Annotated in this window: 10 protein-coding genes and 3 pseudogenes; 10 read left to right on the top strand and 3 right to left on the bottom strand. The window is 35.5% G+C overall.

Going from position 1 to position 13,954, the window contains the following annotated elements; translation table 11 throughout:
• Positions 1 to 330: 330 nt before the first annotated feature.
• From atpH to HET73_RS02865, 5 genes are all read left to right on the top strand, one after another.
• A complete protein-coding gene (atpH, locus tag HET73_RS02885; protein WP_174132966.1) occupies positions 331 to 882 on the top strand; it encodes an ATP synthase F1 subunit delta in 552 nt (183 codons plus the stop codon).
• Positions 879 to 2,420: a F0F1 ATP synthase subunit alpha gene (gene atpA, locus HET73_RS02880; RefSeq protein WP_174132967.1), complete on the top strand. Its 1,542-nt coding sequence runs from the start codon at positions 879 to 881 to the stop codon at positions 2,418 to 2,420. The genes atpH and atpA overlap by 4 nt, the downstream gene beginning before the upstream one ends.
• Before the next feature lie 9 nt (positions 2,421 to 2,429).
• Positions 2,430 to 2,924, top strand: coding sequence for a transcription elongation factor GreA (gene greA, locus HET73_RS02875; RefSeq protein WP_174132968.1), 495 nt, complete (start codon positions 2,430 to 2,432; stop codon positions 2,922 to 2,924).
• 2 nt (positions 2,925 to 2,926) lie between these two features.
• The gene (gene ribB / locus HET73_RS02870) at positions 2,927 to 3,580 is read left to right on the top strand and encodes a 3,4-dihydroxy-2-butanone-4-phosphate synthase (protein ID WP_174132969.1); all 654 of its coding nucleotides are present in this window, start codon (positions 2,927 to 2,929) and stop codon (positions 3,578 to 3,580) included.
• 71 nt (positions 3,581 to 3,651) lie between these two features.
• A complete protein-coding gene (locus HET73_RS02865) occupies positions 3,652 to 4,932 on the top strand; it encodes a M48 family metalloprotease (RefSeq protein WP_174132970.1) in 1,281 nt (426 codons plus the stop codon).
• A 22-nt stretch (positions 4,933 to 4,954) separates the two neighbouring features.
• Here HET73_RS02865 and HET73_RS02860 read toward each other — a convergent pair whose 3' ends face one another.
• Together HET73_RS02860 and fabG are read right to left on the bottom strand one after the other, a co-directional pair.
• Positions 4,955 to 5,296, bottom strand: a complete 342-nt coding sequence (locus HET73_RS02860) for a TrbC/VirB2 family protein (protein WP_174132971.1) — start codon at positions 5,294 to 5,296, stop codon at positions 4,955 to 4,957.
• 101 nt (positions 5,297 to 5,397) lie between these two features.
• On the bottom strand, positions 5,398 to 6,132 hold the full coding sequence (fabG, locus tag HET73_RS02855) for a 3-oxoacyl-[acyl-carrier-protein] reductase (protein WP_174132972.1): 735 nt from the start codon (positions 6,130 to 6,132) through the stop codon (positions 5,398 to 5,400).
• Positions 6,133 to 6,353: 221 nt separating this feature from the next.
• Here fabG and HET73_RS02850 point away from each other — a divergent pair, with 221 nt between their 5' ends.
• Entirely contained in the window at positions 6,354 to 7,868 is a 1,515-nt protein-coding gene (locus tag HET73_RS02850) for an HlyD family type I secretion periplasmic adaptor subunit (protein WP_174132973.1), read from the top strand.
• A gap of 713 nt (positions 7,869 to 8,581) precedes the next feature.
• Here the strand turns inward: HET73_RS02850 and HET73_RS02845 are convergent.
• Positions 8,582 to 9,534 (bottom strand): annotated as a pseudogene (locus HET73_RS02845) (hypothetical protein).
• A 128-nt stretch (positions 9,535 to 9,662) separates the two neighbouring features.
• Here HET73_RS02845 and HET73_RS02840 point away from each other — a divergent pair.
• The 4 genes and pseudogenes from HET73_RS02840 (at position 9,663) to lepA (ending at position 13,617) form a co-directional block, all read left to right on the top strand.
• Positions 9,663 to 11,058 (top strand): annotated as a pseudogene (locus HET73_RS02840) (malonyl-CoA decarboxylase).
• A gap of 84 nt (positions 11,059 to 11,142) precedes the next feature.
• On the top strand, positions 11,143 to 11,484 hold the full coding sequence (locus tag HET73_RS02835) for a hypothetical protein (protein ID WP_174133994.1): 342 nt from the start codon (positions 11,143 to 11,145) through the stop codon (positions 11,482 to 11,484).
• Positions 11,485 to 11,536: 52 nt separating this feature from the next.
• The gene (locus HET73_RS02830; RefSeq protein ID WP_174133993.1) at positions 11,537 to 11,752 is read left to right on the top strand and encodes a hypothetical protein; all 216 of its coding nucleotides are present in this window, start codon (positions 11,537 to 11,539) and stop codon (positions 11,750 to 11,752) included.
• Positions 11,753 to 11,828: 76 nt separating this feature from the next.
• Positions 11,829 to 13,617: pseudogene (lepA, locus tag HET73_RS02825) on the top strand (translation elongation factor 4).
• The last annotated feature ends 337 nt before the right edge of the window (positions 13,618 to 13,954 follow it).

Raw genomic sequence — 13,954 nt, 5'->3', positions numbered from 1 at the left:
GAATTTTTGTCGTTGATCCTGCAGGTCAAAAACAAGTTTTGAGTCAGAAATACCCTTAGTAGCATGATAATGAGACTGGCGGGGGTTGTCAAGTAGTTTCTTCGTTTCGTCCAATGTGCTGCCAAAAACTATGTAATAAGTCTATTTCTGATACCAACAAAAATACTTCTCTTTCTCTGAAAATCTGTTATATTCATTTTAATTACTGACTTTTATTGTTTCTAGTATACTTTTCCCTTGATAACTATTTCATAATGAGTTTTGTCAGTAAACGCAACAAAGCCCATTGGGCTGGATTTAGGCTACAAATATTAGCATAGGTAATTTAATATGAAAAGCAATAATTTAATCTCATCTTACGCTAGAGCGCTGTTTTATGTCTCAGAAAATAAGCTAGGTATTATAAGAAAGGAAGTAGAATTTTTATTGGCTTTTTTCAAAAATCAACGTGATATTTTTATATGCCTATCCCATCCTATGGTTTCTCTTGCGCACAAAAAAAAAGCGATACTTTCTATAAATGAAGACTTGAGTGAGAACTTAGTGAAGTTTATCATGGTTATATTTACAAATAGACGTTCTAGCTTACTAATTCTTATATTAGAAAAATTCTTAAATCTTGTAAGAGAAAGTAAAAGTGAGTTGGAAATCACTATAAAGTCAGCGAAGGCTTTAAAGAAATCTGATATAAAAATAATTACTGAATCTTTAAGCTTTCTTGGTAAAATAATAAAAGTAAATAACGTGGTTGACCCTTCTATACTAGGTGGTTTTATAGTGAAGTATGGTTTTAACTTAATCGATGCTTCGCTGAAGAGTTACTTAGATAGATTGATTGATTTGAGTAAAATGGAAATATTGAAAATAAGGAATTGTATATGAAAAATAGTATAAATACTTCTGAAGTAGTAAACATAATAAGGGAAAAGATTGAGGCGTTTGATAATCCTATAAAGCGAGAAAACATAGGTGAAGTGATTTCAGTAACCGATGGTATTGCATTGGTTTATGGACTCGAAAAGGCAAAATTCGGTGAAAAGGTATTTTTTGCAAGTGGTGTGGAAGGAATAGTTCTTGATTTAGATCATGATATAGCTGGAATAGTGGTGCTTGGTAATGATCGTGACGTGAAAGAAGGGGATATTGTAAGATGCAGTGGTAACGTTATACAGGTGCCTGTAGGACATGAATTACTAGGAAGAGTTGTAAATGCGTTGGGCCATCCTATAGATAACGGTGGGGAAATTAGAGCTAAAAACAGAATGGATATAGAATCCAAAGCGCCAGGTATTATCGATCGTAAATCCGTACATGAACCTCTGCAGACGGGAATTAAGATTATAGATTTACTAATTCCGATAGGTAGAGGACAGCGTGAATTAATTATTGGCGATAGACAAATTGGTAAAACTACTATTGCACTTGATACTATCATTAATCAAAAGAAAATTAATGACGAGGTGGACAAAAATCGAAAGGTTTACTGCGTTTATGTTGCTATTGGGCAGAAAATTTCAACAGTGGCAAAAGTGGTAAATAAACTAAAAGAAAGTGGGGCATTAGAATATACGACTGTAGTTGTGGCTAGTGCATCTGACTGCGCACCTATGCAATTTTTAGCACCTTATGCTGGTTGCACTATTGGAGAATTTTTCCGTGATAATGGAATGCATTGCTTGGTGGTATATGACGATTTATCTAAGCACGCTGTGGCATATAGGCAGATGTCCCTACTACTTAGACGTCCCCCTGGCCGGGAAGCTTATCCTGGAGATATATTCTATGTACATTCTCGTTTGCTTGAAAGAGCTGCTAAAATGTCTGATGGAAAAGGACAGGGGTCTTTAACTGCTTTGCCAATTATTGAAACTCAGGCCGGTGATGTATCTGCATATGTTCCAACTAATGTGATTTCAATTACTGATGGACAAATTTTTCTTGAGTCTGAATTATTTCACAAAGGATTTCGCCCTGCAGTGAATATAGGTTTATCAGTTTCTCGGGTTGGCTCTGCTGCGCAATTGAAATCCGTGAAAAAAGTTGCTGGTTCTATAAAGCTGAGTTTAGCTCAGTATAGAGAATTAGAAGATTTCGCAAAATTTGGTTCTGATCTTGATGCTAGTGTTCAATTGTCCTTAGACAAGGGTAAATATCTTGTTGAGCTATTAAAGCAAAGACAGCATTCACCTATGTCAATAGAAGAACAAGTAGTTCTCATGTATATCTTTTCTAATTTGTATGATCAATTGAGTAAGGTACAGATAAGCGACATCAATAAATTTGAGCTCAATCTTGTCAATTATTTTCAAACTGCGCATCCTGGAGTTTTAAAAAAGTTGTCAAATAGCATGAATGATGATATAAAGAACGATGTTTTCAATATTGTGAGTAACTTTGTTACTCAATTTATTTGCGTTTAGGTGGTGGTTATGACTTCATCCATTGTTAATAAGTTTCCTATGACAAGGGAAGGTTTTGAACATATACAGACTGAGCTTGAGAAATTAAAGAAAGAAAAACCTTCCATTATACAAGCTATTTCAGATGCACGTGATCAAGGTGATTTATCTGAAAATGCAGAGTATCATGCTGCACGGGAAAGGTTGGGTTTTATTGAAGGCCGTATAATGGAATTAGAAAACAAACTTTCACACGCAGAAGTAATAGAAGCGAAAAATTTGTCTGGTGATTCAGTAATGTTTGGTGCAACAGTGACGTTAAGCATGTTAAATGATGATAGCAGTGAAGTAGAATATATTTATAAAATTGTAGGTGAGTACGAAGCTGATGTTTCAAAACAATTGATATCTACTAGCTCACCTTTAGGCAGCGCTTTAATTGGTAAAAAAGTTGGTGAATATGTGGAAGTGGTAGTGCCAAACGGGGAGAAGTTATATAAAATAGTTCAGATTGAATTTAAGTAAATATGGTACAGGCCACTTATGCATCAATGAATCTGTCCAGTATTTCTTCTGTGGAGGATGTGTTAGAGGACGCTTGTTCTGGTAAATTATTTATTTTAGTTGATAATGAAAATAGAGAAAATGAAGGTGATTTAATCGTCTTAGCTGAAAAGCTGGAGCCCAAACATATAGCTTTTATGGTTAGGTACGGTACTGGCATTGTATTTCTAGCTATGACAAAGCTTCATATGAATAGGCTAGGTCTTGAGTTTATGAGAAGAAGTAATGTAGATGAAAAGCTTACTCCTCACACTGCATTTACTACGTCAATTGATGCACGTTATGGTATTACAACAGGTGTGTCTGCTCATGATAGAACGCGCACAATACTTACCGCTATTGACGAAAAGAGTACTAAAGATGATATTATTACTCCAGGTCATGTTTTTCCTATTATTGCAAACGATAGTGGGGTTTTAGCACGCAATGGTCATACTGAGGCAAGTGTTGAAATAGCAAAGCTAGTTGGCCTGAATCACGCAGCTGTAGGGTGTGAACTAGTTAACGATGATGGTTCCATGATGCGCTTACCTCAGTTGCTTGAATTTGCTGAACAACATAAGATTAAGTTAACTAGCATCGACAAACTTATTAACTACGTTAAAAAGTTAAGCTAGCGTTTATAAATTTGTATAATTTAAGTGCTAAAATGTAAAATTCCTAAAAATTATACAAATACGGAATTTCCATGTTTAGAATTGTCAAGTTTTTTACCTTATTGTTCTTTTTTGCGTATTGTAATAGTGCTTACTCTGTTAGTGTTATTAGAGATAGTGAAGTAGAGGTAGTGGTAAAAGAGCTAGCACAGCCTTTATTTTCTGCCGCAGGTATTGATGGTAATCGAATAAAAGTTTTCATAATTAACGATAGTTCAATTAATGCTTTTGTAATTGACAATAATAGCATTTTCATTCACCTAGGACTTTTGCAATATTCAGCTGAACCTTATGTTTTACTTGGCATATTAGCACATGAGATTGCTCACATATCTGCTGGTCATATACTGCAGATGAGTGGTGCTGTGAGTTATTTTCAATCGATAGCGATGATTAGTTATATGGTAGGGTTGGTTTCTACTATTATCATTAATCCCCAGGTTGCTAGTGCAATTTTGCTAAGTGGTGTAGCGCTCAGCTCGAGACTGTTTTTCAACTATTCTCAAGAGCAAGAAAGCGCAGCAGATAGCTATGCTTTAAGGTATCTTGATGAATCTGGTTATGATAATTCAGGTATGAAGGAGGTTTTTGGGTACTTTAAAAGTATTGAGCATGAAAATACTGAAGGGTATTTTCGTACTCATCCACTTAGTGATAAGCGCATATTTGCTGTACAGAATTATAAGGTTAAAAACGATGTAAAACCAATTCTTGCAGATAAATTAATAAAGTTTAAGCGTATGGTTACAAAGCTAGATTCTTTCTTCTCTCCTATCCACGTGTTATCCAACAAATATGAAGGCAATTCTGAATATGTAAATGCTATAGTTCACTATAGACAAGGAAAGATAGAAGAGGCCATTGCTATAGTTGATTCACTAGTTCAAAAGTCACGTGATGATCCATACCTATATGAACTAAAAGCAGAAATGCTATATAAGGCTGGAAATTTAAGTGAAACAATAAAAATGTATGAAGAATCACTTAAATATTTATCTGAGAAGAACAGTTATTTAGTGAAACTTGCATTATCCCATGCTCTGTTATTGTACGGTGATACAAAGAAGGCAATTTTTTACCTGGAGCAGATTGCAGGTATAGAACCAAATAATGCCTTTGTTTGGAAGTATTTAAGCATCGCACATAGACGTAATGCCGATACGGCAATGCACTATTTTGCCTTAACGAAAAAGGCTTGCATTGAAGGTAATTTAAAACAATTTATGAAATATGCTGAACTAGCTGTTAAAACTTTACCAAAAGACAGCCCTTACTTGTTGCAAATTGAAGACATGAAGCAATTCAATGGATGACAAAAGGCATTGTAGCATGCTATCACTTTTTATTTTCTCCACACCCTTGAAGCATATTCGTTGCTTTCAGATGATCAGGTATAACTTTCATTATAATCGTCTTAGCACCAAAGAATACACCACAAAACATGCCTAAAGCAAAAAGAGCTGGCCAAGGCATTCTGCCAAATATTGCAAGCAAGGACGCACCAATTATTACTACGGTCATAAGTGGACCACCTATCCCCCACACATACCCAATAATGTTGCATATTACTTCAGCTGTGCTGTCCATGCTATCACTTGCACCAGAAGAGGTTGGATAACCTGAGAAAACCAATACCACATATAAAACATTAAAAAACTTTCTTATTATAGAGTTCATTTCCTTGCCTTTAATAATAAACTAGCGTAGTAAAAATAATTTTAGTTTACATATATTTATTTTACAGTAAAATTTATGGCTTGTCTATAGATAAGGTGTTACTACATAAATAAACCGCCATTAATATTCAGCACATGCCCTGTGATATATTTTGCTTCATCACTCGCTAGAAACAGGACTCCTGCTGCTACTTCTTCTCCTGTCCCCATTCTCTTCATTGGAATATTATCTAATATTTTTCTCTTTTGTTCCTCGGCTAAAACTTCAGTCATCTTAGTATCTATAAACCCAGGAGCGATACAATTCACTGTTATATTTCGACTTGCAACTTCTTTTGCTATAGATTTGCTCATGGCTATTACTCCAGCTTTTGATGCTGCATAATTTGCTTGCCCAGCATTTCCTGTTAACCCTATTATCGATGAAATATTTATAATCCTTCCCCAGTTATTCTTAATTAGTTTCCTGCACGCTTCTCTATTGAGCTTAAACGTGGAATTCAAGTTAATATCAATCACTTTTTGCCATGCTTCATCTGTCATTCTCAGCAATAAATTATCTTGTGTAATGCCTGCGTTACATACAAGACCGTCAAAACCTTCCATTAACTCACTTGCTCTATTTATTAGCTGACTTACTTCCTCAGCATTAAATAAGTTGCAAGGAAGTACATATACGTTCTTTTCATACTGTTTAGCAATCTCTTCGAGGGCTTCTTTTTTTGTGCCAGAAACACATAAGATTGCTCCGGCTTTGTACATAACCTTTACAATTGCTTGACCTATTCCACCTGATGCACCAGTAATCAGAAATTTTTTGCCTTCTAATTGAAACATAACGACCGCATTTTTCTGATTACTAACAGAACATTGTCTAGTTGACAATAGATTTCTTGCATGATGTAAGCAGCTCATAAAAGCTTAAGTCAAATTAAGATATAGCAAAATTGTTACTAAATAGTTTATTCTGATGTTCTACAGTCTAAGTTAGGTGCTTAAGTCATGGATTCTTTGCTTTTGTATGTTATGTTAATATTAACGCAAGTTCACAATAATGTATGATCAGTAAGTTAAAAAAACTTAGCGCTGGATTTTCTTTGACAGGTCTGCTTGGCCATAGCGATAATATAAACATGCAAAGAACCAAAAAGAAAAAGTATCCAAAATTTTTAGATAAAACGTTCGCATTGATTGATGCGGCGATAAGTTTTATTTTAAAGCGCGAAGGTAATAACGTGAATGAGGTCCTGAGAGTAACATGGGGACCACTATTTTTCGGTCTGATAGTGATATTCATTTTTTTTGGAATAGGTGGTATTTGGTCAGCTATAGCTCCAATTGATGGAGCAGTGCACGCAAGTGGAGAAGTTATTGTATCTTCAAATAGAAAAATAGTTCAGCATTTGGGTGGAGGAATAATAAGCAAAATTTTGGTCAAAGAGGGCCAAGCAGTTAAAAAAGAAGAGCCTTTAGTTTTGTTAAGCGACGTTAACGAGAAGGCGAATTTGAGTATAATAAAAGAAAAGCTCTTGTCACTTTTGGCAACTGAAGCAAGACTTATTGCTATTAGGGGAGACCTAGACACAATTGAGCTTCCCAATGAAGTCAAAGAATTATCTGATGGTGAGCTTGCAAACAAAGTGATGAAAAACCAGATAAGATTATTTAATTCTCAGCGCAAGAGTATATTAGGAAAAACTGACATACTGCAACAACGTATAAAACAGCTACATGACGAGTTAGTAGGGTTGAATTTTCAATTGGATGCAGCTCTCAAACAATATGACTTAATAGCTGAGGAATTGGAAACAAAAAAACAGCTTCTTAGCAGCGGCCACATAGGCAGGCCGCATATTTTGGCTTTAGAAAAGCAGTTCGCTGAAATTGAAGGTAGAGTCGGTCATTACCGTGCTGCAATATCTCAAGTACAACAAAAGATTGGAGAGAATGAGTTAGAAATTATAAATGTAAAGAATGATTCTCAAGAAAGAGCAAACACTGAACTTAAGGAAGTCAGCACGTCTATTGCTGACTTAAGGGAAAGATTGATGGTTGCAGAAGATGCATTAGCGCGCACAGTAATTAGATCGCCTCAAGACGGAATAGTTACGGATATAAGGTACCATACTGAAGGTGGTGTTATACAATCTGGAGTTCCGATCATGAGCGTAGTACCGTCTAATGATGATTTAATAATAGACGCTAAAATTCAGACTAGAAATATAGAGGAGATACTATCGGCACAAAAAAAAGATAGTAATATAGTCTCCATTGACGGGTTAGAAGGGTTAAAGGTCAAAGTAAGGTTGAGTGCTTACAGCGCGCGTCGTTTAAGTTTAATTAATGGTATAGTAAGCCATATTTCTCCCGATGCCCTCGACGATCCAAGATTAGGGCGTTATTATTCAGTACGTGTAGTGATACCAAAGCCAGAGCTTGCCCAATTTAAAAATGTATACTTATACCCTGGTATGCCAGCAGAAGTGTATATAGTTACTCAATCTCGTACTCTTTTATCATTCTTGTTTACACCTATAATTGCAACAGTCGATAGATCTTTTATAGAAAGGTAGCTAAAGTTAAGAGGACTTTTTTTCATAATAGACTTCTTGCATTTTTGGTAGCATGTTGAATGAAACAAAAAATCTCCTTGACAACCCCCGCCAACCCCCGCCAACCCTTTTATAATAAGGCTGAAGCTAATTATTTATCTTCTCTGTACAGATTAAAAGACAAAAAAACTTAGTATATCTGGCGTCTCATGTTTAATTTTTTGCATTATGTGCACCTCATGTCTTTTACATTGTTGTCTACATTACCAACTAGTGCTGTAAATTGCGCCTATTTGGGCGCTTAAAAAGATTAAAAAACGCCAACTGATAAAATGATAGTGAATAACTAGCTGCCATAGGGTTTCTTTTGTCATTTTTTCTGTTTAGTAAATTTCTTAACGTTTATAATTGAGACTAATTGTAGCTCAAAAGCAACTGAGTCGCAGTTATTAGACGTTTAGAATAAGAGAACGCCATGTTTGAAAGTTAAATGTAAATAACTAGCCACCCACGGGGATTCTTTTGCCTTTTTTCTCCGCTTGGTAAATTTCTTAATGTTTGTAGCTAAGGCAATTTAAGAGCACTACAAAAAACGCCAATTTTAAAATATATGAAGAAGTAATTTTTTCTATAGCTAATCAAAAGAAGTTTGCCCATTTTTATTATAAGGTCCAGTTTAAGAACTCTTGAGTTCTAGCATTTTGGACCTGGGTAGTTTATATAAACTACAGTCCTTAACCGCCATGAACATGCTCATTGCAATGAGTAGGAGGTTCCACACTTTCCAAACAGCTGTTTACTTTCAGTGGATTCCTTAAATTTCGTTTTATTTGTGTGTTTGCTTCGAATTTAAATCCTAGTTTTTCGCAGAATTGTTGGAAATATTCTTTGATAATATCAAACAAACTCTTATTATTCTCTCCCTGATAGTTTTTAGCTCCTCAGGAACAGTAAATGATAATTTACCTTCTTTATATGTTACACCATCTTTGCCATTCTGAGACTCAAGTGTGAACTCTAGCGAGCTGTTTAACTGGCATATAACCGCTTCTTTTGAATTACGACCATTGGTTAGTAATTTAGTGTCTGTTATAGACATTTTACTATCAAACCTGGTGCTAACACAGTTTCTATTAGTACAGTTGATGTAGATAGTACCTTGACCTTGAGGTACATTAAGCATTAACTCATGAGAAAAAAGTGCAGGAGCAAAAACGTTTATTACTAGTCCTCCACCATAGTAAGAAGACTGATTGCAATTAGTAACTAGCTCTTCTAAAATAGAGTCATTTGGAACTTCTGCTCCGGCATATTTAAACATTTCCTTAAAAATTTCTTTTGCAATTGGGCGGTAATTCTTGTTTTTATCTACTTCTTTTTGTAATGGAGGAACTGGCTCTGCACTACTGTGAGGTCCTTTCCCATACTTATTAGCCTTGTTAACAGTTAGGTCTCGATAAAATTCTGTCCATGAATATTGCTTCCAAGCTCTTTCTATCAATGTGTGCATTGAAGCTTTGTTTATAATTTTCCCATTGATAACAAAATTTATTCTTGGAAAATCTACGTACATAGTTGCGCCAGAGTTTGCTCCGACATTACTTTCACTAGCTCTTAGTTTGCTGAAGTCAAACTTTTCAGCTTGAGCCTTCAATGTAACTATTGGATTTTTCTTTGCCTCTGTCATATAGTATTTCCTTCTATCAACACCTAATTAATTATATCACAAAAATTACTAATAATTCGATAATAATGCCTGCTGTGTAGACTAAAATTTTTCTTTGGTTTAATATAGATATACGGTAAAAAGAATCTATGAAGAAGGAATCACTAGTTAAGACTGATGTAGTGGAAGTGGAAGTTGAAGATAAGAAAGCAGTAGGTGGCTTTTTTAAGATATTTGGTGGGGTTGCAGATGCTGTAAGATCGTGGATTGGCAATATTGGCCATGATTTAAGCAATAGCCGCGATATCGACAGCTTAGTCTTGAAGATGAATGAGTGCTTGAACCCAAAGGGAGGGGAAGTCTCAGCACGTAAGAACACTGTATCTCTTGGTAATCTGTACTTAAGTTTATCAGAGAAAGGTAAAATAAAGTTCCTACAAACCCTGGCAGAAAAATTTAGTCTGAATAAAGCGGAAATAGATGAAAAATAAAAGAATATAGGGAAAATCAGAATCCCGAATTAAACTAAAAATTTGAACAGGACTTGATAAAAGTTCTTGAATCACCACGCTCTATAATATTGAAGCAATTTATTTCTTTGCCGGAAGGCCTTAAGTTTATTGTCGATATGCGTTGTGACGTGCTTATGTTAAAAAACCAATATAAAGAGCTCAATCGGCTAGAAAATGAACTGAAAAGCATACTTCTCTCCTGGGTTGACGTTGATCTACTCGATCTTCGTCAAATTACCTGGGATTCACCTGCGTCCTTGTTAGAAAAACTTATAAAATATGAAGCTGTGCATAAGATTTCTTCTTGGGGTGACTAAAAAAACAGGCTTGATTCTGATCGTCTCTGTTTTGCTTTCTTTCATTACAAAATACCAAACGAACCTCTAATTTTTGTTGAAGTTGCATTGGTGAACAAAATTGCAGATAGCATTCAACACCTCTTAGACAAGTCGGTATCTTCAAGTGATCCAAGCAGTGCAAGCACTGCCATATTCTATTCAATATCAAATACCCAAGCAGGTTTGTCTGGAATCAGCCTGGGTAATTTTTTGATCAAAAGGGTTGTGGAAAAGCTGTCGCAGGAGTTTAAAAGTATAAAAACACAACGCTTTCTCCAATACCTGGCTTTACGAAATGGCTGAAAGAAAGTTTAAGCCAAGATATTACTTTATTGAGCATACTGAACATAAAACAATCTAGTGCAGAAATTTTAGAAAGCACAGAGCAGTTAAAACTAACGTTGGATGCGAGAAACAATGCTTGCTGAAGCTTTGTGCACACTACTTGCTAAAGCTTAAAAATAGTGGTGGCGGTGCCTATGACCCGGTAGCACATTTTTATTTAAGCAATGGTGCATCAATATAAACAACTAAACTGGATGGCGGATACTTCTGAAAAGGGCATTAGTCAGTCGGCTGGAATGATGGTGAATTACCTATATGAATTGTCTAAAATAGATAACAATCATGAGAGCTATATGGTTAATAAAGTGGTTTCTCACTCGAAACAGGTGTCGTCTATGTTGAAGGGGTAATAGAAAATGTGTAAAAAAAAGTGCTACCACTTTCTGAAATTTATGTTACATTATAACATAAATTAGTGAATATAAGGAGGAGTGATGCACGCAAGCCAATACTGTGAATTAGAGAAAAAAGCCAACGCAGAATTCGGTAAGTATATAGAAAATGGTGCTATTGATTCAACATTAATAGCGAAGACTCAAAGCGGTGATCTTTGTGCAACAATTAAACTAAAAGATAATGATAACGAAAAAGTGAGTATTAAAATAAGTGAGTTTTTAAATAGTAAATTCTGTACAGAAAACAATATTGCTAGCTTCTCAATACTAAATAGTAATAAAGAAAGAGTTATAAGTGGCCATGTAGATAAAGGGATCAGGTACTATGATTTAAGTACTACGGCTCAATATGGAATAAAGTTTACCTGGTATATAGGGTGAAAGAGAATGTAGCATTACATTAAATGTTAATAACGATGGTAGTATTAAAATAGTGGGTGATGAACCAGCTGATGAAGATTTGGAAAAAAATAAAGATGTAAGGATTAAAGTTGGTGATGATTATTTAAGCCTTGCTGATGCGGTAAAAGCATACAAACAGAATGGCCAGCAAAGAAATGAAGATTTAAACAGAGCGAGTAGTAAACTTAATCAATCATCAGTTAGTCAATTAGTTGATCAACACGAAGAACAGATCAACGCTAGGTAAAACCTATTTTCTTATAGCAATTGCCCTGACAACACTTAAAATGTAAAATGGTTCTACTTAAATAAAATAGCCATTAATGGATAATATAAGGAATTTTGCAATAATAGCGCATATAGACCATGGTAAATCAACACTTGCTGACCGCTTGATAGAAGAATGTAATGGTCTTGAAGCGAGAGAAATGACCAATCAAGTGCTTGACTCAATGGATATAGAACGCGAACGTGGAATTACAATCAAAGCACAGACGGTAAGGCTCAACTATACTGCAAATGATGGTAGTCAATATTGCCTAAATCTCATGGATACTCCAGGTCATGTTGACTTTTCATATGAAGTAAGTCGAAGTTTGTGAAGGTTCACTTTTAGTAGAGGATAGCAGTCAGGATGTTGAAGCTCAAACTCTTGCAAATGTAAACAAGGCTGTTAACAATAATCATGAGATAATAGTTGTGCTCAATAAAGTTGATCTCCCTGCTGCAGATCCAGAAAAGGTAATGCTCCAGATTGAAGAAGTAATTGGTATTGACGCAAGCGCCTCAGTATTAATATCGGCAAAAACTGGACATGGAATAAGGGTTGTACTCGAAGCAATAGTGACGAAACTTCCAGCTCCACAGGGTGATACGAACGCTCCGCTGCAGGCAATTTTAGTTGATAGTTGGTATGACCCTTATTTGGGAGTAGTAATTACAGTGCGAGTTAAAAATGGAGTGCTAAAGAAAGGCATGAAAATTGTTATGATGTCTAATAACGCTACATATCACGTGGATAATATCGGTATTTTTACTCCTAAGAAAGTCATGACTGGTGAACTCTCAGCAGGTGAAGTTGGTGTTATAATTGCTTCAATGAAAGAAGTAGCAGAGTGCAGCGTAGGGGACACTATTACCGAAGAGAAAAGGCCGTGCAGTGAGCCATTGCCAGGCTTTAAAGAAGTACATCCTGTAGTGTTTTGTAGCATTTTTCCCAACAAAACGGATGATTTTTAAATATCTAAAGGAAGCGCTAGAGAAATTACATTTAAATGATACAAGTTTTACCTTTGAAGCTGAGACGTCGAATGCACTCGGCTATGGATTTCGTTGCGGTTTTTTGGGAATGTTACATCTTGAGGTTATTCAAGAGAGGCTCGAGAGAGAATTTGATTTAGATCTAACAGCAACTGCGCCGAGCGTTATATACAGAGTTACTATGCGAAGTGGTGAAGTTCTGAATATTCACAACCCAAGTGACATGCCAGATCCAACAAAAATTGAGATAGTGGAGGAGCCGTGGATTACTGCAACCATAATGGTGCCTGACCAATATTTAGGAGAAGTTCTTTCTCTATGTGAAGAGAGGCGGGGAGAACAGACGGATTTATCTTACATTGGCAACACAACAACAGCACTGCTAAAATATAAGTTACCGCTATCTGAAGTTGTTTTTGATTTTTACGATAGATTAAAATCGATTTCTAAAGGATACGCAAGCTTGGACTGGGAAATTTCTCATTACCAGGAAAGTCAAATAGATAAATTGAGCTTTTTAATCAATGGGGAGCCTGTGGATGCATTGGCTTGTATTGTTCACAAAAGTAGGGCAGAAAAAAGGGGACGTGAAATATGTGCACGCTTGCAGGATTTAATACCACGTCAACAATATAAGATTTCAATTCAAGCAGCAGTGGGCGGTAAAATTATTGCAAGAGAGACGATTAATCCATACAGGAAGGATGTGACAGCCAAACTCTATGGTGGAGATGTAACGCGGAGAATGAAGCTTTTAGAAAAACAAAAGAAAGGTAAAAAAGGTTACATTCTGTAGGAAATGTAAATATTCCGCATAATGCTTTTATTCAAGCTTTGAAAATAAATGATTAATTTTAGGCTCAAGAAGTGCGTGAAGAGTGTGGTAGAGACTTTAAGATCGGGAATTTGTATTGATATTAAGATCATTGACTTGATTGAAGCTGCAAAAAAAATTTAAAAAGTGCTTAACATGAAAAAATGAACATTATATAGTATTGTTATCTTTCATATTTTTCCTTACTTAACTTAGTTCAGTGACATATTTAATATACTATGCGGTGCTACTTAGGTAGCACTGTACAGTTTTCTAGTCTATGTTTCTAGTATATAAGTAATACCAGCATTGTAGTCTAAACTACCAAGAAAGCCAGATCATGCAAGTGCAGCAGTTGTCTTATTCTCCATTCTA

It is taken from the genome of Wolbachia endosymbiont of Atemnus politus, assembly GCF_013309895.1.
Note: the sequence above shows the minus strand (reverse complement) of the source record. Positions and strands in the feature narration are given on the sequence as shown.

Bases quoted from the DNA above. Each gene is read 5' to 3' on its own strand.
- atpH (WP_174132966.1), top strand. From the start codon at position 331: ATGAAAAGCAATAATTTAATCTCATCTTACGCTAGAGCGCTGTTTTAT.
- atpA (WP_174132967.1), top strand. From the start codon at position 879: ATGAAAAATAGTATAAATACTTCTGAAGTAGTAAACATAATAAGGGAA.
- greA (WP_174132968.1), top strand. From the start codon at position 2,430: ATGACTTCATCCATTGTTAATAAGTTTCCTATGACAAGGGAAGGTTTT.
- ribB (WP_174132969.1), top strand. From the start codon at position 2,927: ATGGTACAGGCCACTTATGCATCAATGAATCTGTCCAGTATTTCTTCT.
- HET73_RS02865 (WP_174132970.1), top strand. From the start codon at position 3,652: ATGTTTAGAATTGTCAAGTTTTTTACCTTATTGTTCTTTTTTGCGTAT.
- HET73_RS02860 (WP_174132971.1), bottom strand. From the start codon at position 5,296: ATGAACTCTATAATAAGAAAGTTTTTTAATGTTTTATATGTGGTATTG.
- fabG (WP_174132972.1), bottom strand. From the start codon at position 6,132: ATGTTTCAATTAGAAGGCAAAAAATTTCTGATTACTGGTGCATCAGGT.
- HET73_RS02850 (WP_174132973.1), top strand. From the start codon at position 6,354: ATGATCAGTAAGTTAAAAAAACTTAGCGCTGGATTTTCTTTGACAGGT.
- HET73_RS02835 (WP_174133994.1), top strand. From the start codon at position 11,143: ATGCACGCAAGCCAATACTGTGAATTAGAGAAAAAAGCCAACGCAGAA.